Source organism: Ruegeria sp. YTSA108 (genome assembly GCF_059610185.1).
Genome location: NZ_JBXWND010000006.1, coordinates 66,262 through 84,582 on the forward strand (window position 1 = coordinate 66,262; position 18,321 = coordinate 84,582).

Annotated in this window: 22 protein-coding genes and 1 other RNA gene; 9 read left to right on the plus strand and 14 right to left on the minus strand. The window is 57.3% G+C overall.

Annotated elements, in window-relative coordinates:
- Positions 1–28 precede the first annotated feature (28 nt).
- Positions 29–262: a putative hemolysin gene (locus tag AC2FHW_RS10460; protein ID WP_142636759.1), complete on the plus strand. Its 234-nt coding sequence runs from the start codon at positions 29–31 to the stop codon at positions 260–262.
- An 8-nt stretch (positions 263–270) separates the two neighbouring features.
- Here AC2FHW_RS10460 and AC2FHW_RS10465 read toward each other — a convergent pair whose 3' ends face one another.
- Both AC2FHW_RS10465 and mgtE read right to left on the minus strand, forming a co-directional pair.
- On the minus strand, positions 271–828 hold the full coding sequence (locus tag AC2FHW_RS10465; RefSeq protein WP_496821873.1) for a 5-formyltetrahydrofolate cyclo-ligase: 558 nt from the start codon (positions 826–828) through the stop codon (positions 271–273).
- The gene (gene mgtE / locus AC2FHW_RS10470; RefSeq protein ID WP_496821874.1) at positions 825–2,219 is read right to left on the minus strand and encodes a magnesium transporter; all 1,395 of its coding nucleotides are present in this window, start codon (positions 2,217–2,219) and stop codon (positions 825–827) included. Before mgtE ends, AC2FHW_RS10465 begins: the two co-directional genes overlap by 4 nt.
- A 140-nt stretch (positions 2,220–2,359) precedes the next feature.
- Here mgtE and guaD point away from each other — a divergent pair, with 140 nt between their 5' ends.
- Complete coding sequence (gene guaD / locus AC2FHW_RS10475; protein WP_496821925.1) at positions 2,360–3,649, plus strand: guanine deaminase; 1,290 nt, start codon at positions 2,360–2,362, stop codon at positions 3,647–3,649.
- On the opposite strand, the gene AC2FHW_RS10480 is transcribed toward guaD, so the two are convergent.
- The 3 genes from AC2FHW_RS10480 to AC2FHW_RS10490 all read right to left on the minus strand — a co-directional run bounded on the left by AC2FHW_RS10480 (position 3,646) and on the right by AC2FHW_RS10490 (position 6,302).
- Positions 3,646–4,980, minus strand: coding sequence for an 8-oxoguanine deaminase (locus AC2FHW_RS10480; RefSeq protein ID WP_496821876.1), 1,335 nt, complete (start codon positions 4,978–4,980; stop codon positions 3,646–3,648). The two genes, guaD and AC2FHW_RS10480, sit on opposite strands and share 4 nt — an antisense overlap.
- Before the next feature lie 114 nt (positions 4,981–5,094).
- Positions 5,095–5,886, minus strand: a complete 792-nt coding sequence (gene hisN, locus AC2FHW_RS10485; protein ID WP_496750247.1) for a histidinol-phosphatase — start codon at positions 5,884–5,886, stop codon at positions 5,095–5,097.
- 44 nt (positions 5,887–5,930) lie between these two features.
- The gene (locus AC2FHW_RS10490) at positions 5,931–6,302 is read right to left on the minus strand and encodes a helix-turn-helix domain-containing protein (RefSeq protein ID WP_142636749.1); all 372 of its coding nucleotides are present in this window, start codon (positions 6,300–6,302) and stop codon (positions 5,931–5,933) included.
- Between the two features lie 339 nt (positions 6,303–6,641).
- Here AC2FHW_RS10490 and AC2FHW_RS10495 point away from each other — a divergent pair, with 339 nt between their 5' ends.
- A complete protein-coding gene (locus AC2FHW_RS10495) occupies positions 6,642–7,598 on the plus strand; it encodes an NADPH:quinone oxidoreductase family protein (RefSeq protein WP_496728958.1) in 957 nt (318 codons plus the stop codon).
- Positions 7,599–7,605: 7 nt separating this feature from the next.
- Here the strand turns inward: AC2FHW_RS10495 and AC2FHW_RS10500 are convergent, their stop codons facing one another.
- Positions 7,606–8,487: a LysR family transcriptional regulator gene (locus AC2FHW_RS10500; protein ID WP_142636745.1), complete on the minus strand. Its 882-nt coding sequence runs from the start codon at positions 8,485–8,487 to the stop codon at positions 7,606–7,608.
- 125 nt (positions 8,488–8,612) lie between these two features.
- Here AC2FHW_RS10500 and AC2FHW_RS10505 point away from each other — a divergent pair, with 125 nt between their 5' ends.
- Positions 8,613–8,822: a DUF1127 domain-containing protein gene (locus AC2FHW_RS10505; protein WP_142636743.1), complete on the plus strand. Its 210-nt coding sequence runs from the start codon at positions 8,613–8,615 to the stop codon at positions 8,820–8,822.
- A 181-nt stretch (positions 8,823–9,003) separates the two neighbouring features.
- Entirely contained in the window at positions 9,004–9,783 is a 780-nt protein-coding gene (locus AC2FHW_RS10510; RefSeq protein WP_142636741.1) for a Bax inhibitor-1/YccA family protein, read from the plus strand.
- Positions 9,784–9,949: 166 nt separating this feature from the next.
- Here the strand turns inward: AC2FHW_RS10510 and AC2FHW_RS10515 are convergent, their stop codons facing one another.
- The 7 genes from AC2FHW_RS10515 to gatC form a co-directional block, all read right to left on the minus strand.
- Complete coding sequence (locus AC2FHW_RS10515; protein ID WP_185956682.1) at positions 9,950–10,456, minus strand: hypothetical protein; 507 nt, start codon at positions 10,454–10,456, stop codon at positions 9,950–9,952.
- Positions 10,457–10,684: 228 nt separating this feature from the next.
- Positions 10,685–10,852, minus strand: a complete 168-nt coding sequence (gene rpmG, locus AC2FHW_RS10520) for a 50S ribosomal protein L33 (protein ID WP_007799108.1) — start codon at positions 10,850–10,852, stop codon at positions 10,685–10,687.
- A 281-nt stretch (positions 10,853–11,133) separates the two neighbouring features.
- An RNA gene (gene rnpB, locus AC2FHW_RS10525) (RNase P RNA component class A) lies at positions 11,134–11,549 on the minus strand.
- Between the two features lie 123 nt (positions 11,550–11,672).
- A complete protein-coding gene (locus tag AC2FHW_RS10530) occupies positions 11,673–12,389 on the minus strand; it encodes an N-acetylmuramoyl-L-alanine amidase (protein ID WP_281972835.1) in 717 nt (238 codons plus the stop codon).
- Entirely contained in the window at positions 12,340–13,032 is a 693-nt protein-coding gene (locus tag AC2FHW_RS10535; RefSeq protein ID WP_281972717.1) for a hypothetical protein, read from the minus strand. Before AC2FHW_RS10535 ends, AC2FHW_RS10530 begins: the two co-directional genes overlap by 50 nt.
- A gap of 39 nt (positions 13,033–13,071) precedes the next feature.
- Entirely contained in the window at positions 13,072–14,559 is a 1,488-nt protein-coding gene (gene gatA / locus AC2FHW_RS10540; RefSeq protein WP_496693846.1) for an Asp-tRNA(Asn)/Glu-tRNA(Gln) amidotransferase subunit GatA, read from the minus strand.
- 3 nt (positions 14,560–14,562) lie between these two features.
- Positions 14,563–14,850 carry an Asp-tRNA(Asn)/Glu-tRNA(Gln) amidotransferase subunit GatC gene (gene gatC, locus AC2FHW_RS10545; RefSeq protein ID WP_142636734.1) on the minus strand — a complete coding sequence of 96 codons (288 nt, stop codon included), beginning with the start codon at positions 14,848–14,850 and terminating at the stop codon, positions 14,563–14,565.
- Between the two features lie 227 nt (positions 14,851–15,077).
- On the opposite strand from gatC, the gene AC2FHW_RS10550 reads away from it, so the two are divergent.
- Both AC2FHW_RS10550 and AC2FHW_RS10555 read left to right on the plus strand, forming a co-directional pair.
- Positions 15,078–15,236 (plus strand): hypothetical protein, encoded by a 159-nt coding sequence (locus AC2FHW_RS10550; RefSeq protein ID WP_185956681.1) that lies wholly within the window; start codon positions 15,078–15,080, stop codon positions 15,234–15,236.
- 135 nt (positions 15,237–15,371) lie between these two features.
- Positions 15,372–15,935, plus strand: a complete 564-nt coding sequence (locus AC2FHW_RS10555; RefSeq protein WP_496821878.1) for a DUF4202 domain-containing protein — start codon at positions 15,372–15,374, stop codon at positions 15,933–15,935.
- Here the strand turns inward: AC2FHW_RS10555 and AC2FHW_RS10560 are convergent.
- The gene (locus AC2FHW_RS10560; RefSeq protein WP_496701581.1) at positions 15,926–16,582 is read right to left on the minus strand and encodes a ceramidase domain-containing protein; all 657 of its coding nucleotides are present in this window, start codon (positions 16,580–16,582) and stop codon (positions 15,926–15,928) included. The genes AC2FHW_RS10555 and AC2FHW_RS10560 overlap by 10 nt on opposite strands.
- A gap of 58 nt (positions 16,583–16,640) precedes the next feature.
- Between AC2FHW_RS10560 and AC2FHW_RS10565 the strand changes: the two genes are divergently transcribed.
- Both AC2FHW_RS10565 and AC2FHW_RS10570 read left to right on the plus strand, forming a co-directional pair.
- Complete coding sequence (locus tag AC2FHW_RS10565; protein WP_281972713.1) at positions 16,641–17,333, plus strand: metal-dependent hydrolase; 693 nt, start codon at positions 16,641–16,643, stop codon at positions 17,331–17,333.
- Positions 17,334–17,340: 7 nt separating this feature from the next.
- Complete coding sequence (locus AC2FHW_RS10570) at positions 17,341–18,318, plus strand: nuclear transport factor 2 family protein (protein WP_496821880.1); 978 nt, start codon at positions 17,341–17,343, stop codon at positions 18,316–18,318.
- The last annotated feature ends 3 nt before the right edge of the window (positions 18,319–18,321 follow it).

The window sequence follows — 18,321 nt, forward strand, 5'->3', positions numbered from 1 at the left end:
GCAAAACTCTTTATTTAGGAGATTCTTTATGTTTCGGATCGGTCTGACCTTTGGTGTCTGTGCCACCCTTGCTGCCTGCTCGGAAGAGCAAGCGGTCAACTCAAACCCACAGCTGCCAAACCCCTCGGCCATCTATTGCATCGACAGCGGTGGGCGGTATGAAATTCGGGACGGAGAGAATGGCCAGACCGGCGTGTGCATATTGCCTGATGGCACCGAAAAAAATGCCTGGGAATATTTTCGCGCTAAAAACCAGGGCTGATACCTTCGTTAAAAGGTCAACACTCGGCTTTCGGTTACTACCATATCAAGCGGCTGATCCGTCGATTCCAGCGGCAGCCCGTCTGCTTCTTGCGCATCGAAGGCAAAACCGATGGCCAGAGTCGGGCGTTTCACGCGCAGCCCTTCCAGTGTCCGGTCATAGAACCCGCCCCCATAACCCAGACGCCCTCCATTTGCATCGAATGCCACCAGCGGAACGATCAGAATTTCGGGATCGAAATAGTCATCGACCTCGGGCACTTTGGCGCCAAACGGGCCATCCTTCAGCCTGCCTTCGGGCGTCCAACGAGAGAATTTCAGCGGCTGTCCGGCCGCCTGAATAACCGGTACGCCCACCGGGCCGTAAGCGGACGCCTCGGCCATGGCGGGCAGCGGGTCACTCTCGGTCCGGATGGGCATATAACCCGACATGGGTACTCCGCGGTGCCCGGCCAGAATTTCAGACAGTCGCCCGGCGGCACCGGGCGGATTTGCATCAAACGCAGATTTGCGCCGGGCAAAGGCCGCCTTGCGCGCGGCAGCTTTGATTTCGGTCAGATCGGTCACAATAGCACCACGCTGGCAAGCCCAAGAAAGATAAAGAATCCCATGACATCCGTCGTTGTCGTCACAAAGGTTCCTGACGCCAGCGCCGGGTCAATACCCATCCGGTCTAGCACGACCGGTACTACCGTACCTGCAAAGCCTGCGATCACCATGTTCACGACCAGAGCGGAGCCAATCACGACACCCAGCAACGGCGAGCCGAACCAATACATTCCCACCACGCCCAGAACGGTGGCAAAACACAGCCCGTTCAACATGCCCACCAGCAGTTCCCGTCGGATCACCCGCATTACGTTCGCACCTGTCAGGTCGCGCGTTGCCAGGGCTCGCACTGCGACGGTCAGCGATTGTGTCCCCGCATTGCCCCCCATCGAGGCCACAATCGGCATCAGAATGGCCAACGCCACCAACTGATCAATCGCCGCCTCGAACTGGGAAATCACCAGCGAGGCGCAGATCGAAGTACACAGGTTTACCGCCAACCATGGCAGGCGTCGCCTGCTGGTCGCGGCCACACTGTCGGACAGCGAGCTTTCGTTGCTGACACCGGCTAGGCGCAACATATCCTCTTCGTATTCCTCATCCAGCACCACCATCGCGTCATCAATGGTGATCACACCAACAAGCCGTCCGTCACCATCCACCACTGGGGCCGAGATCAGGTGGTACTGATTGAACGCATAGGCCACGTCCTCTTCATCCTGATCGACGGGAATGGTATAGAACTCTTCTTCGGCAATTTCGTGCAGAGGCACCTCGCGCCGGGTGGCCATGAGTTTGCCCAGTGTTACCTGTGCTGTTGGCTTCAACCGCGGATCAACAAGAACCAAATGGTAGAATTGTTCTGGCAGTCCGTCATTGGCACGCATAAAGTCAATGGCCTGCCCAACTGTCCAATGCTCGGGCGCCATGACGACTTCGCGTTGCATAAGCCGTCCGGCCGAGTTTTCCGGGTAGGATAACGCCTGTTCGGCCGCGATCCGTTCGGAATCCTCCAGCGCACCCAGGATGGCTTCTTGCTGCGGCTCTTCAAGGTCTTCCAGCAGATCGACGACATCGTCGCTTTCCATGTCGCGTACGGCATCCGCCAGAACATCGGGACGCAGGACTTCAATAACTTCTTCCCTGACACCTTCGTCCAGTTCAGACAGAATATCGCCGTCGAACTCTTTGTCATACAGACGGATCAACCGGGCGCGGTCATAAGGGTTGATCTGTTCCAGAAGGTCGGCGATGTCGGCAGCGTGCAGCGGGTCCATCAATTCGACCAGCTTGTCGCGGTCATCAACATCAACTGCATACAGAATGGATGATACCGTTCGACGATCCAGTGCATAAGCGTCATCATCAGAAGTCGGCTCACTTACGGGTTCGTTAATACCTGTTGTCATATCTGCCCCCGCTCTGTTCGCCCATTGGCCCCTAAATAGAAGAAGCAGCTACCGGAAAACAATGACAATGCGCCGATTTACCGACAACTTTCCTGCCCCTATGCTGTTTCGCAGTCCCAGACAGGCGGAGATGAATGAGTATGGCGCAAAAAACGCTGCTGAAAGGGCGTGTCCTGAGTTTCACTGGCACCCCGTTCGAGGGCGAACCGACCGAGGCTGTCAAAATCAGCGAAGCGGTTCTGATCGAAAACGGTCGGATTTCCAGCGTATCGGATGCCGACAGTCTGCACAATGCCCACCCCGAGGCAAAAGTCGTGGATCATGGTCAGCACGTGATCCTTGCAGGATTTGTTGATGCGCATGTGCATTATCCGCAGACCGCCATGATCGCCAGTTGGGGCAAACGCCTGATCGACTGGCTGAACACCTATACCTTCCCCGAAGAGATGAAATTCGGCGATGCAGCCTATGCCTCTGAGATTGCCAACCGGTATCTGGACCTGACAGCGGCACATGGCACCACCACGATGTGCAGCTATTGCACCATCCATCCCGAGAGTGTTGATGCCTTTTTCCTTGCGGCCAAACAACGCGGTCAACGGGTGGTTGCGGGCAAAACCTGCATGGATCGCAACGCACCCGATGGTCTGAGAGATACCGTGCAAACTGCCTATGACCAATCCCAGACTCTGCTTGAGAAATGGCACGGGATCGATCGCCTGTCCTATGCCATAACGCCGCGTTTCTCACCTACCTCCACACCCGAGCAGTTAGAGGCCATGGGCGCATTATGGGCAGAGCATCCCCATTGCCTGATGCAAACCCATCTCAGCGAACAGACTGATGAAATTGCCTGGGTACGCGAGCTGTTTCCCGACGCCCGCGATTATCTGGACACCTATGAAAAGTTCGGCCTGCTGGGCCCCAACGGCCTGTATGGCCACGTCATCCACCTTGAGGCACGTGAACGCGACCGGCTGCGTGAGGTCGACGCTGCGTTGATCCATTGTCCGACCTCAAACACCTTTATCGGGTCAGGACTGTTCGACATGGCAGGGTTGATGCGCGACGGACACCGGGTTGGTCTGGCAACGGATACTGGTGGCGGTTCAAGTTTCTCGATGCTGCGCACGATGGCATCGGCCTATGAGATCGGACAGCTGCGCGGAACCCCGCTGCACGCCGCGCAACTGCTGTGGCTGGGCACCGTAGGGTCGGCCCGAACGCTGAGGCTGGATGACAGCATCGGCAATATCGCCCCGGGAATGGAGGCCGACCTGATCGTGCTCGACCTCGCCTCAACCCCGGCCATAGCTCAGCGCGAGGCCTGCGCCGATGACCTGTGGGAGGCCCTCTTTCCCACCATCATGATGGGCGATGACAGGGCGATTGCCGAGGTCTGGATCGCGGGTCAGCCTGTCCAAACCTAAGGTTGCAAAGCGCGGGCCAATCGGTTCTGCCGCTCAATCACCCGGGGCAGATCCAGCGTTGCGATCTGCCCGTCCCGCACGATCTGGCGACCTTCGACAAACAGGTGCTTCACCCGCGCCGGTCCGGCAAGCAACAGGGCGGCTGGATCCCAACTGCCCGCGCTTTCGATGCCGCGCGTATCCCAAATGGCTATATCGGCACGCTTACCGATAGCCAGACGGCCGCAATCAGGTCGGTTCAAGACATCCGCCCCACCCCGCGTGGCAATTTCAAGCGCCTCGCGAGAGGACATGGCATCGGCACCGCTTGCGACGCGCTGCAACAACATAGCCTGCCGCGCCTCGAGGATCAGATTGCCGCTGTCATTACTGGCCGACCCATCGACGCCCAGACCCACAGGCACGCCGCGATCTCGCATCGACCGTACAGGGGCAATCCCCGAGCCCAACCGGCAGTTCGAACAGGGACAGTGCGCCACGCCTGTGCGGGACCGTGCAAACAGATCAATCTCTGCCCCGTCCAGTTTCACGCAATGGGCGTGCCAAACATCTGATCCGGTCCATCCCAAATCCTCGGCATATTGACCAGGACGGCACCCGAATTGTTCCTGAGAATAGGCGATATCCTCGTCATTTTCGGCCAGATGGGTGTGGAGCATTACGCCTTTGTCACGGGCCAGATTGGCCGTGTCTCGCATCAAGTCGCGACTGACAGAGAACGGCGAGCAAGGTGCCAGCCCGACCCGACACATTGCACCCTCTGACGGGTCATGAAAGGCGTCGACCACACGCATCATGTCTTCGAGAATAGCTGCTTCGGCCTCGACCAGTGAATCCGGCGGCAAGCCACCATCGCTTTCACCAATACTCATAGCGCCACGTGTTGGGTGGAACCGCAGGCCAACCTCGGCAGCCGCAGCAATGGTGTCATCCAGACGCGCACCGTTCGGATATAGATACAAGTGGTCGGAACTGAGCGTGCATCCCGTCAACGCCAGCTCGGCTAAACCGATCTGGGCGGATACGAACATCTCTTCGGGGCCAAATCGCGACCAGATCGGATAGAGCGTTTTCAGCCATCCGAACAAAAGCGCATCCTGTCCGCCAGGAACGGCGCGGGTCAGGGTCTGGTACAGATGGTGGTGCGTGTTCACGAGGCCGGGCGTAACCACACATCCGCTTGCATCATGGATCTCAGCGCTCGCCTGCAACCCATGGCCGATCTGTTCAATCTGTCCATCTCGGATCAGAATATCCGCGCCAGAAAGTTCTCGGCGCTGGTCATCCATGGTCAGGATCGTGTCTGCATTTATGATGAGGATATCAGTCATCTTGCTCTCCTTGCATCGCCCGTTTCATGCATGGAGTGCAAAAGCTGGCGGAAAACGGGCACAAGAACCAGCCGGCTCAAGGTTAATCCGCTCGCCGGGTCGCCGCAACAATTTTCAGAAGTTGCGCAGAATTTCCAGCGCAGCTGCGTGAATATCCGGGTTTGCCGCCGCCAGAGCCCGACCGCCATTATGGGCGGGGCCGCCTTGCCAGTCTGTGACGATACCGCCAGCCGCATGAATCACGGCGATTGGCGCCTGAATGTCATAGGCGTTCAGACCTGCTTCGATCACCAAATCCACCTGACCCGCTGCAAGCAGAGCATAAGCATAGCAATCCATTCCATAGCGGGTCAGGCGTACGTGCTGTGACACAGCCTCAAACCCGGCACGATCTTCCGACGCGCCGACCTCGGGGAAGGTCGTGAACAGAATCGCCTGGTCCAGAGAAGGTGTTGAACGGGTCTTCAGGGACATATCGCCCGTAGGACCATGGCTTCGCGCGATATCCGCCGAGCCGATGAAGCGTTCCCCGATATACGGCTGGTCGATGATCCCCATGATTGGCCCGTCCTGCGTGCTAAGCGCAATCAGAACCCCCCATGTCGGTGTCCCGCTGATAAACCCTCGGGTGCCGTCGATCGGATCCAGAACCCAGGTTCGGCCACTTTGCCCCTCGTGCTGCCCATATTCCTCGCCAAAGATTCCATCTTGGGGCCGATGTCGGGCCAAAACCGCGCGCATGGCTTTTTCAGCTGCGCGGTCGGCGACAGTGACCGGATCAAATCCCTGATCCAGCTTATTCGAAGTCTCAAGATTAGACTGCCTGAAAAAAGGAAGAATGGCCGCACGCGCCGCGTCGGCCATTTCTTCAGCTACTTCAAGATCACTCAGCGACATCTTATCCATACGCTACCCGTGCGTTCCGTCAGGATCAGAGTCAACCCGCGAAATCAGGCAACATCACTCAGAACGCGCGCAAGCTCGAACAGGCGGCGACGCTGGTTTTCCGGTATGGCATAGTAAGAGCGGACGAGATCCAGGGCCTCTTTGTCGCCCATAAGGTCTGCAGGAACCGATTTCTTATCCGAGCTTCCTTTCTCGACCTCTTCCAGGCCTTCAAAGAAGAAACTGACGGGAACATCCAATGCCTCGGCAATGTCCCAAAGACGAGACGCGCTGATTCGATTGGCACCGGTTTCATATTTCTGGATTTGCTGAAACTTGATACCAACTTGCTGTGCCAACTGCTGTTGGGTCATGCCAATCAGCCAGCGGCGATGCCTGACGCGTTTGCCCACATGGACATCGACGTGATGGGTCATTGGTACTATCCTCCCTTACACACACAACTGAAACGGGTGCGCAACATGCTTTGTTACCGCAACATTAGCGAGCCCGACTTAACCACTCCCTAATTTGGAACATGCCCCCCAAATCAGCACCATAGCGCACTATTACGTTTTTTGGCGCTTTTTTCAAGAAGGTTGAATCTGATTCCACAAACAATGGTTTATAGTTGTGTTGTGAATACCGCGCACACGTTGATTCCGATCTGGAAACAATCACCTGATCAACACCGGATTAACGGGGTCTTCAGCAGGGTAACAGATTGACAAGACCACGACAGAACTGACCTATGCCCGAAAAGACGGAGCCAAATCATGCTGGCGTTTCATATCCAGACCAACGGGGCCAAGGCCCAGCTTTGCAATATCGACCCGCCAGAACCCGGCGACAACCAGGTCTGCATTCAAATCAAAGCCTGCGGTTTGAATTTTGCGGATCTCCTTATGCAGAAGGGGACGTATCAGGACACCCCGGTGGCGCCCTTTTCCTTGGGCATGGAAGTCGCAGGGATTGTTCGCGAAATTGGAAACAATGTACGCCACCTGAACCCGGGTGACCGCGTCGCTGTCTATTCCGGCCAGGGCGGCCTTGCTGAATTCGGAGTGTTCGAAGCCGATCGTGCAATCGCAATCCCTGACTCTATGAGCTTTGAAGACGCCGCCGCAATTCAGATCACATATGGCACCAGCCTTATTGCTTTGGATCATCGTGCGCGGCTCAGGCCCGGCGAAACCCTGCTGGTGACCGGTGCGGCAGGTGGCGTCGGCCTGACGGCGGTAGAGATCGGCAAGCTTATGGGCGCCACGGTTATTGCGCAGGCGCGCGGCAGTGAGAAACTCAAGGTGGCACAGAGGGCCGGGGCCGATCATCTGATCGACGCATCCGAAGATCTCCGCGTCCGTGTCCAGGCATTAGGAGGCGCGGATGTCGTATATGACGCGATCGGCGGCGATGTATTTAAAGCCGCCTTTCGCGCGACCAACCCCGAAGGTCGCATCTTGCCCATTGGCTTTGCGGGCGGTGAGGTGCCGCAAATTCCGGCCAACCATCTACTGGTCAAGAACCTGACAGTCATCGGGCTCTACATCGGAGGCTACTTGAAGTTTCGACCTCAGATTGTGACGGACAGCTTTGAAACGCTGTTTCGCTGGCATAGCGAGGGCCGCATCAAACCGCATATCAGCCATGTCCTGCCCCTGTCCGAAGCCGAACGCGGACTGGCCATGCTGCGCGACAGGACGGCCACCGGGAAAGTCGTCATAACCCCCTGAGGGATGATCAACCGACAACGGCTTTGAGCGGCACCCCCCCAAGCAAACGAAAGTTCTGGCGCACCAGCGTCGCCAACGCCTCAACCACGGCCCCGCGGCCAGTTTCGCCGCCATACAGATTTATCATATGCGCGGGAAGCTCTGGCAGGACGCCACCTGAATCGATCTGGGCAAGATGTGCGGCCTCTGTCCCTTCGAGCATGGCATGAACCGCCAAATCGGCGCTGACCGTTGCCTCGATAGTACGGTCGTTTTCGGTTTCCACCGAAAGCTCCCAGGGAATTCCAGCCGCATCCAGCGCAGCAATGACCTGCGGCCTGAACAGACACCGACGCCCAAGCGCTAGCGGAATGGGGCGTTTTCGCCAGGCAGACCCGCCCGGCGCACCAATCCAGCGCAAAGGAAGCTCGGCAATCGTCTCGGCCCCCTGCCCCACTGTCGCCTCGGTCGTTAGGATCAAATCGCAGTCTCCGCGCTTAAACATATCCTTCAGTTGCAGCGAATAGGAGGAGATAAGCTGCACACGGACGCGTGGGAAATCCGCGTTGAATCTCTGCAGCACCCGGGGGATCGCCGGATAGACGATATCATGCGGCACACCAAGAACGACCTCGCCCTCATAGGCCTGATCCGTCAGCTTGGACATCACCTCGTCATTCAACGAGATCATGCGTCTGGCATAGGCCAAAAGCTGTTCTCCCGACGCTGTCAGCGCGATGGTTCTGCCACTTCGGTCCAGCAGCTCCAGACCTAAAAGCTCCTCCAACCGCTTTAGCTGCATCGATACGGCAGATTGTGTCAGGTGCAGGAAACCGGCTGCCCGCGTCACGCCACCCTGATCGGCAACTGCCACAAAGGAGCGGAGAGTGGTGATGTCCAGATTTCGCATCTTCACGATTCCTTATGGATGTGTTCAATAATATTCATTTTCAAAATGTGTCACAGCCCTCCATATAAATCAAGGAAGTTGATGCAATAGGCACAACACATCAGCAAAACCGAAAGGACAAGGCTATGACGCAAATCACAGCTTCAACATATTGCAAGCCACGGCAGCGCTTTAAGCTCACTTCTGTTCTGGATGCGCTATCGCTACGGCGCCAACGCTGTCAGCTCGCCAGATTGGACGACCGCGCCCTTCTCGATATCGGCATTACCCGTGAAGAGGCCGAAGCCGAAGCAAAACGCCGCATATGGGATGCTCCGGAATTCTGGCAAAAATGAACCTAATCCACTACTTTTACCACTGAATGGCGGCTGACACCTCGAAGCCGCCATTTTTGTTGCGTGTTTTAGCCTGTTTCCCACGTTAAACCCTTGAAACACAGCCCGCACTTGACGATATTTGCGAGGAGCGCGGCCTGACATCGGGACGCAAAAAGAATATGTGGAGGGAGACCTTTTAATGGCACAATTTGACACGATCCGGACGGCGACCGGTACGCGCGCTGCCCAGATTGACGAGGGCCTGCGCGCCCATATGAACAAAGTCTACGGCACAATGTCCGTGGGCATGCTGATTACGGCACTCGCGGCCTGGGCTATTGCTGGCCTTGCCGTGACCTCAGATCCAAGCAACGCAGTTGCTCAGATCGGCGCTGATCGTTATCTGACCAGCCTGGGCGGCACCCTGTTCCTGTCGCCGCTGAAATGGATAGTGATGTTCTCACCGCTGGCATTCCTGATCTTTGGCTGGGGCGCGCTGATGCGGCGCGGGTCGGCTGCGGCGGTGCAACTGGGTTTCTTCGTATTCGCGGCCGTTATGGGCGTTTCGATGAGCTCGGTGTTCATGATCTACACTCCTTACTCGATCGCGCAGACGTTCATTGTGACCTCGATTGCCTTTGCTGGTCTGAGCCTGTTTGGCTACACCACCAAGCGCAATCTAAGCGGCATGGGCACATTCCTGATTATGGGTGTGATCGGCCTGCTGGTGGCGATGGTCATAAATATGTTCCTGCAATCGCCTGCGATGATGTTCGCGATCTCGGCAATCGGAGTGATTATCTTTGCTGGCCTGACGGCGTTCTACACACAGGACATCAAAAACACCTACGTTGCGCATGCAACACATGGTGACCAGGAATGGCTGAACAAAGCGGCTATAGACGGCGCGCTGAGCCTCTATATCTCGTTTCTGAACATGTTCCAGTTCTTGCTGATGTTCATGGGGCAACAAGAGTAGCACACCGCATTACAGCAGCAAATAAACAGGGCGGGTCCGAAACGACCCGCCCTTTTCTTTTGCGGCCTGCAGCAGGTCGCCCTGCGGTCAGCTCCTCGCCACGTGCTCCCAAAAAGAAAGGCCCCGTCCTGATGACGAGGCCTTGGAATTGAAAGCGAACGGAACTTTAGCTGCAGTTCAACTGAACAGCAAATCCGGAACTGCGCTTTTCTGAACCTTTGCGATAAACGTCGCCGACAGGCAAGCAGCCAGTGAATTGTTCGGCGCCAGTACCAAAGTTTGCACCAATCGTATTCGGAACCCTGGTGCGGCTATTTTCGGTACGCACGACGCCGAAAAGCGTTCCGTTCACTTCAACAGTGCTCAGGAACAGGTTTGTATCTGAGCCAGAAACGACTACTGCGCTGGTATCGCTGCGCGCGCCATTTTCTATTGCAACACGTGCAATTTTACCCGGATCGGTCTCGTCCGTTGAAACTCGGACCGGGGGTAGCTCTGCCAACTCTGCCGGAACATTGGTGGACTCTGGAACAAACGCCGCCGCACCCGGCACTTCGCTGATGCTCCGCGGCTCACCATCAATGCCCGTAAAGCCAACACCCTCGCGGTTATAGGGGTCTTCACAGGCTGCGAGAGCCAGAATAGTTGCTGTGGATAACAAGATTTTTTTCATGACGGCCAACATTTTGGAACGGTTAGCTCAAGCGTAGTTGCAATACATTCCAAAAAGCAACCCAGCGGGCAAACGAATGCCTCGGCTGCTGATGCTTAGCTGCAACGGCCTCCAAGCGCGCTCCGGCTGCCTTGAGCCGATAGATTCAGGTATGAAACATCGTCGCGCAAACGAAAAAGGCCCTGTCGAAACAGGACCCTTGTCATTCTGTCCAAGCAGGACGGCAGATTACTTGATCTTGCCTTCCTTGTACTCGACATGCTTCCGAACGACCGGGTCGTATTTACGAACGGTCATTTTCTCGGTCATGGTGCGCGCGTTCTTTTTGGTCACATAGAAGTGGCCCGTGCCCGCGGTCGAGTTCAGACGGATCTTGATTGTCGTCGGCTTCGCCATGGTTATCTCCTGCGTCCGAAAAGGCAGGGGCCTTTCGGTTGAATTCCTATGAGCGTGCGCTTTTACCCGGTCATGCAGCCGAGTCAACCTGAATTCGGGTAGATCGGCGCAGATTTCATCAAAACACAAGATCGTCCCTGCCCCCAGCTTATCGCAGACCTTAACGCGGCCATTTCGGCCACAAGGGATGCCAGCTCAGCAGCCACAGCAAGACCTGTATCAAAGGATGACTCCAGCCGTGACCCACCTGTGGAACAACGCGATTCGTCTTAGCAATATTAACGCGCGGAGGGCCTGTAAGCCGGATCTTGTTCCAGGGTTGCCCCCTTCGATGACCATTCCTCTAGGCCGTGCATTGCTGCACGGCTCAAGCTGCCAACCCGGTCCCTCTCGGCCAAGACGCACTTAGCGGCGGTATCGGCGGACGCCGACCTGCCCGCGTGGGGACCCTATTTGGCATTGCTCCCAGTGGGGCTTGCCGTGCCACCCCTGTTGCCAGGGGCGCGGTGGGCTCTTACCCCACCGTTTCACCCTTACCACGTTTTGCCGGAGGCGAACCTTCGACACGTCGTGGCGGTCTGATTTCTGTGGCGCTTTCCGTCGGGTTGCCCCGCCCGGGCGTTACCCGGCACCGTTGTCTTGTGGAGTCCGGACTTTCCTCTCGGGCTTACGCCCCAGCAGCCATCCGGCCCTCCGCGCGGAGACGTGGGTATGCGCAGTGTCAGGCCGCGTCAAGGGCCGATAGGGCGTTAAGGGGCAGCCCCTTCTTGGCCTGCGGTCAATTCAGCCCCGAGATATTTTTGGTCAGATGAAAAGCCGATCAGGTCCAGAGCGCCGCATGGCCGAGCGAGGTGAAATCCGCAGGTTCCAACGGGCCTTTGGCCCAAGGGCGGTATCTGAGACGCACGGTGGCAAGCAGTGTGTCGTCGTCCGTTTCGGGCGAAAAGCCCATCTGTTGCGCCAACGCACGGAACAGCGGCATCGAGGCCTCTTGCGGGCCATCATCCTGGCCACGTTGGCCAGCAAGATTGAGATGTTCGAGCCGTTGCCAGGGAAAGCGAGGGCCGGGGTCGACCTTGCGCCCCGGAGCCATGTCGGAATGGCCGATAACCCCGTCCGGTGCAATCGCCCATCGGGCCATGATACGGGCCAGAAGCCACTCAAGCGTGGTCATCTGAGGTTCAGGAAAAGGATGGGTGCCAAGATTGTCCAGTTCTATCCCAATTGAACGCGAGTTGATATCGGTTCGCCCGCGCCACTCCCCTGCCCCGGCGTGCCAGGCCCGGTCCTCTTCGCGCACCATTTGCCAAAGCGTGCCATCGGAACCGATCAGGTAATGCGCAGAGACTTCGAAGGCCGGGTCACACAAGCGATCCAGCGCAGCCTGCGCGCTGTCCATTGCGGTGTAGTGCAAAACGATCAATGACGGCACCAACCCATCTCGGCGGTCTCCGAAATTGGGGGATGGGTGCCAGATGGGCTGAGGATCAGTTGTTGACGGCACTGCGGAACGGGCTGGGATCCCAGCCGCAAGCATATCCGTCGCCATCAGGGTCCAGCCCCTTGCGGTCCTTCTGGGGACCGCCATTTGACAGGAACTCGATCTGCGCCTGGTCCGCCGATGGGAATTTCGCGCAATTCCGCTGTGCCTTGGCCTGCAGGTTGAACCCTGCACGGCTGTAAAGCTGGGCACCGACCGGATTGGATGTGCTCAGCGCGTATTGGACGATGTTTGGCTGACCATCCGCTCCGCGTTGCGGAACCGCGGTTGGGGCGACAACCTCATAGGTTTGGCTGTTCTGTTCGATTCGAGCAGCATCGGTTTCGATACTGCGACGTTCAGAAACCGCAGCAAAATCCTGTTCGTCAGAGATGCCGCTGTTGCTCGCAGTCGGCACCGATGCTGAAGCGGCGGCCGCCTGCGTCGAGGTGCTTGCAAGCGCTGCAGCAGTGGCGGTGGCCAGGTCAGCGCCATCCACGCCGGATGTGGGCGAGCCCAAGGGTTGCTGCGAGACCTCATAGGGTTCCGGCAGAGGGCTTCCAGTGCCGCCCTGCCCTGCCAGCTCAGCTTCTCTTTGCGCCTGATAAGTCGGGGTGTTGAACCCTGTACCCTGAACCGGGGCCACCGTGTTACAGGCGGCCATCAACCCGATTGCGGGGATCAGAATCGAAAAGCGCATCCAGCTGCTCCGTTCTACGTTGTCTTGTTGATCAGAGGATTACCACCATTTCCCCGGCTTGGCCACAAAGCCCGCAGCGCTTTCCAGCGCATAGGCCGTGTTCAGCAAATCGCCTTCGTCCCATGGACGGCCAATCAGCTGCAGACCAAGCGGCAAACCCTGAGAATCAAGACCTGCAGGAACCGATATGCCCGGCAAACCAGCAAGGTTGACCGTCACTGTAAAGACGTCGTTCAGATACATCTGAACCGGATCCGCCTCGGTCATTTCACCCAGACCGAACGACGCCGAAGGCGTGGCCGGGGTCAGGATGGCGTCGACACCGGCGGCGAAGACGTCCTCGAAATCTTTCTTGATCAGGGTACGGACCTTGCGGGCGCGGTTGTAATAGGCGTCATAGAAACCCGCCGACAGAACATATGTCCCGACCATCACCCGGCGCTGCACCTCGTGACCAAAGCCCTCGGCGCGGGTCTTTTCGTACATCTCGGTGATGCCGTCGCCCTGCCCCAACTGCGCGCGGCGGCCATAGCGGACACCATCATAGCGCGCCAGGTTCGAGGACGCCTCGGCAGGCGCAATCACGTAATAGGCGGGCAGCGCGTATTTGGTATGCGGCAGCGAAATGTCGACGATCTCGGCCCCTGCGACCTTCAGCATCGCCGCGCCATCTGCCCAGAGTTTTTCGATCTCGGCGGGCATGCCGTCCATCCGGTATTCCTTGGGGATACCGATCTTCTTGCCCTTGATGTCGCCGGTCAGCATGGCCTCGAAATTCGGGACGGCCAACTCGGCGCTGGTGGAATCCTTGGGGTCATGACCGCACATGGTTTCCAGCATGATCGCCGCGTCGCGGACATTCTTGGTCATCGGTCCGGCCTGATCCAGTGAGGATGCAAAGGCCACGATGCCCCAGCGCGAACACCGGCCATAGGTCGGCTTGATGCCAGTAATCCCGACAAAAGCCGCTGGTTGACGGATCGAGCCGCCAGTATCGGTGCCAGTGGCGGCCAGACACAGATCAGCTGACACCGCCGAAGCCGATCCGCCGGAGGACCCGCCCGGTGTCAGCTGTGCGTCGTCATTGCCACGGCGCCACGGGCTGACCGCATTGCCATAGACCGAAGTTTCGTTGCTGCTGCCCATGGCAAACTCGTCCATGTTCAGCTTGCCCAGCATCACGGCACCCGCGTCGGCCAGTTGCTGCGAAACGGTAGATTCGTATTCAGGTTTGAAGCCTTCAAGAATCTTTGAGGCTGCCTGCGAGGGCACGCCCTTGGTGCAGAATAGGTCCTTGATGCCGATCGGCAGACCACACATCGACGGCGCATCACCCGCTTTGATGCGCGCGTCCGCTGCCTTGGCACGTTCTATCGCGATCTCGGGGGTTTTATGAACAAAAGCGTTCAGCGCATCTGCTGCATCAATGGCGGTCAAGCAGGCTTCGGTCAGCTCGACCGAGGTGACATCACCGGCACGCAGCGCGTCGCGGGCTTCGGCCAGGCCCAGTTTGTTCAGATCGCTCATGTCTTACTCCACCACTTTGGGGACTGCGAAAAAACCTTCGCGTGCGTCGGGGGCATTGGCCAGAACCTTGTCCTGCTGGTTGCCGTCGGTGACCACATCCTGGCGGCGCTTCAGGCGCATCGGTTCGACCGAAACCATCGGCTCGACACCGTCGACATCCACTTCATTCAACTGTTCGATGAACCCAAGAATGGTGTTGAACTCGGATGCCAGCGCAGGCAGCGCGTCATCCTCGACCTTGATCCGGGCCAGTTTGGCCACCTTTGCGGCGGTGCTTTGGTCAATCGACATCGGAAAACCTCATATGCGTCAGGGGGCATTTACCTGTCTGATGCCTCGGTCGCAAGGGTAGCAGGCGGTTGTTCTGCCCCTTCTATGCAAGGAGGCGGCTTAGCCATACAAAAATGCATAGCGCCTATGCACAAAAGTAAACCAATTAGTTCAGAATCCGCCTTGAAAAAGTGAACTGCGCCGTTCACTTCTTACAGCATGGCACAGCCACTAACTGGAGTAAGATGATGAAAACGCTCATGACCGCATTTGTGTTGGCCACTACTGTTCTTGCTACGCAAGCTCAGGCATTCGGACCCACCATGGGTTCGCTAACCCGCGACCTGTCTTTCCCCGATCAGGTTTCCGAACCAGTTACACAGGACAAAACGAAGCTGGGTAACTGACGCCACAACTTCGTCCGGGTCGGATCCCCCTCTCCGACCCGGAATTTCGCATTTGACTGCTGCGTTTGATTTGCCGACTCGCTACGATGCGTCCGAACACACCGCCGGATTTCCGGCAAGCCCACGGAGCATAGAATGAGCGCGCGAAAACAGGCAGTCCTGGACGCAATCGACGCAGCCAACATCCAAGATCCAACCTTAGAGAACGGCCAACCCGCAGCGTTGCTTTACGGACAACGCATGAGCGCTGAACTGGCCAGGCTTTTTCCCGATGCATCGAACTCGCTTGAGATCGCCGCACGCGGGCAACATGTTGAACGCTGGAAGCTGGCCCGAAGTGAATATCCCGAAGGGCGCGCCGGGTATCTGGCTTGGCGCAAGGCGCAGGGCGAACACCATGCGCAAACCGTCATGACCTTGATGAAGCAGTGCGGATTTGAAGAAAACGAAATCCAAGACGCCGGACGCATGGTGCGCAAGCAGGGTATCAAACGTGACAACGAGGTGCAGGCGCTGGAAGATGTGGCCTGTTTTGTGTTCCTCAAATGGTATTTCGCTCCCTTCGCCGAAAAGCACTCGCAGGAAAAAATCCTCAGCATTGTGGAGAAAACCGCGCGTAAGATGTCATCCGATGCACGCACCAGGGTTCTGGCCGAATTTGACCTGCCCGCAGAACTGGCTGCTGCGTTTCAGGCCTGAGACGCACGGCTTAGGTGCCTGCGGTAGACTTCGATCATCCAGCCCAACATCGTGGCGTTCAGGATGTGCCACAGAAAATGCGTACCAGTCGGGAACTGCGTGCAAATCGGTGCGTCCAAAGCGCGAAAGGAGATCGACACGATCAGGATCACTGCGCCGGTCGCCAGCCCGCGGGCGGTATCAGGCCGGCGTTTCGACAACAGGATTGCGTAAATCAGGATCAATAGCGGCACCGGAGCATAGGCGGCCGATCCGCCCAGACCCGGAATCAGTTGGAACACCGGAATCGTCACAGCGGCATATGGCACAAACAGGGCCGCGCCGATCCACGCGTAAAGCGGCCGCAACTGCCAGACGTCGCGATTCATTGCAAAAATATAGGTCAGAATAAAAAGCAGGATGGGTGCAGTATCCGCCAACGCGGACCAGACCTGTGCATGGGTGTGAAACAAATAACTGCCAATTCCGATGCCGACCAGGATAACCACAAGCATTTTTGCCAATGGCATCCCCGGCCCGCGCACCCGCCGCCACATAATGAAAGCCGCAATCAAAAAGGCGGCATTCGTAACCGCATTTATCGGCTCTGCCCAATAGGCAGGCGATAAACGCTCACAATAGCTGTCAATTTCCCGAAACCAATCCATGAAATTTTACATACCCGATGCTAGTCTGCTGCCAACAGTTCATTTGGGAGTGCTTTTCATGAATATCATCTGGCTTGGGCATGGCAGCTTTCGCATTGAAACAGCAGGACAGGTTCTGCTGATCGACCCTTGGCTGACCGGCAACCCCGTTTTGCCTGAAGATCAGCATGACGCTGCTTTGGAAGGCGCGACACATATCCTGCTGACACACACGCATTTCGATCATGTCGTTGACATTGTCTCATTGGCCAAACATCTGAACGTCCCCGTGGTCGGTCAGTATGACCTGATGGGGTACTGGAGCGAAGCTGAAGGTCTGGAAACAGTCGGCTTCAACAAAGGCGGCACGGTCAACCTGAACGGTGTTATGGTCTCGATGGTACCCGCCTCGCACAGCTCGACATTTTCAACCCCAGACGGGCTGCGCACCGGCGGCAGCGAGGTCGGTTTCATGATCTCATCCGAGGGGCACATGCTCTATGTTTCGGGCGACACCGATATCATGGCCGATATGGACTGGATGGGGGATTACTATAAACCCGATATAGGTATCCTGTCCGCAGGGGGCCACTTTACCATGGACATGAAAGGCGCCGCCTATGCTGCAAAGCGCTATTTCAATTTCAAAACCGTGATTCCCTGCCATTACAAGACCTTCCCGATTCTGGAACAATCCGCGCAGGTGCTGGCGGACGGTTTGCCGGGTGTCGAGGTGATCGAACCGCAGCTGATGCAAGCCATCAAGCTGTAGCCGCTTGATGAGTAACGCGGTAACACCCTCTCCAGAACTGGTCGCTGTCGTACGGCGTTGGAATGATGCGGTTCGCCTCAAGGATCGCGCCGCGCTGATGAACCTGCTCTCGTCATCTGAACATCTGCGGTATCAGGGGTCGGCAGATGGCGAAAGCTGGTCCGGACAGGTGTTCCGCCAGGGCTTTGCCGACCACACCCGCGAAATTCCGGATTTCAGCTGGGACGAACATTCGCTCGAGGCGTTTGAATGCGGTGACATAGGATGGGTCCATTGCGAAGCAACACTTGCATTCACATCAAACGGCAAAGCCGCGCTCCATAGGTTCACCTTTGTATTGCATCTGGAAAACGGTGTCTGGAAGATGATCCAGATGCATGTCTCCAACCCGACTTCGAACATGGAGAAAATCGGGATCGAGCATGAAGCGCTGAACGCATTGATCGCGGCAGCTCGGCAGGAATTCACTCAGGATCAACAAGAGGGCGCGGCATCGGTCATGTTTACTGATATCGCAGGTTCTTCTGAAATCACGCGTCAGGTCGGAGATCACAAATGGACCGCGCTCATATCCAGCCATTTCGATCTGGCTGAAAATCTGATTCACACCCATGGCGGCCGACTGGTCAAATCACTTGGGGATGGCACGATGTCGATCTTCTCCTCTGTCCACGACGCGATCCAAGCGGCGACCGAATTCCAAAGGGAAAATGCGGCCCTACAGTCGGATATACCCTTGGGTCTTCGGGTTGGCATTCATACCGGCGATGTCATTCAGCGTGACGAGGATTTCTTTGGATCGGTGGTCAATAAGGCCGCACGGGTGACTGGCCTTTGTGGCGCGAATGAAATTCTTGTCACCGACGTTACCCGATTGCTGCTGGGCGCGACCGCCGGGCTGCAGTTCAGCGCTCCGATTTCGGCTCAACTAAAGGGGTTCGGTGGGCCACAGACGGTCTATCGCGTGGACTGGGCCAAACCCTAGCAC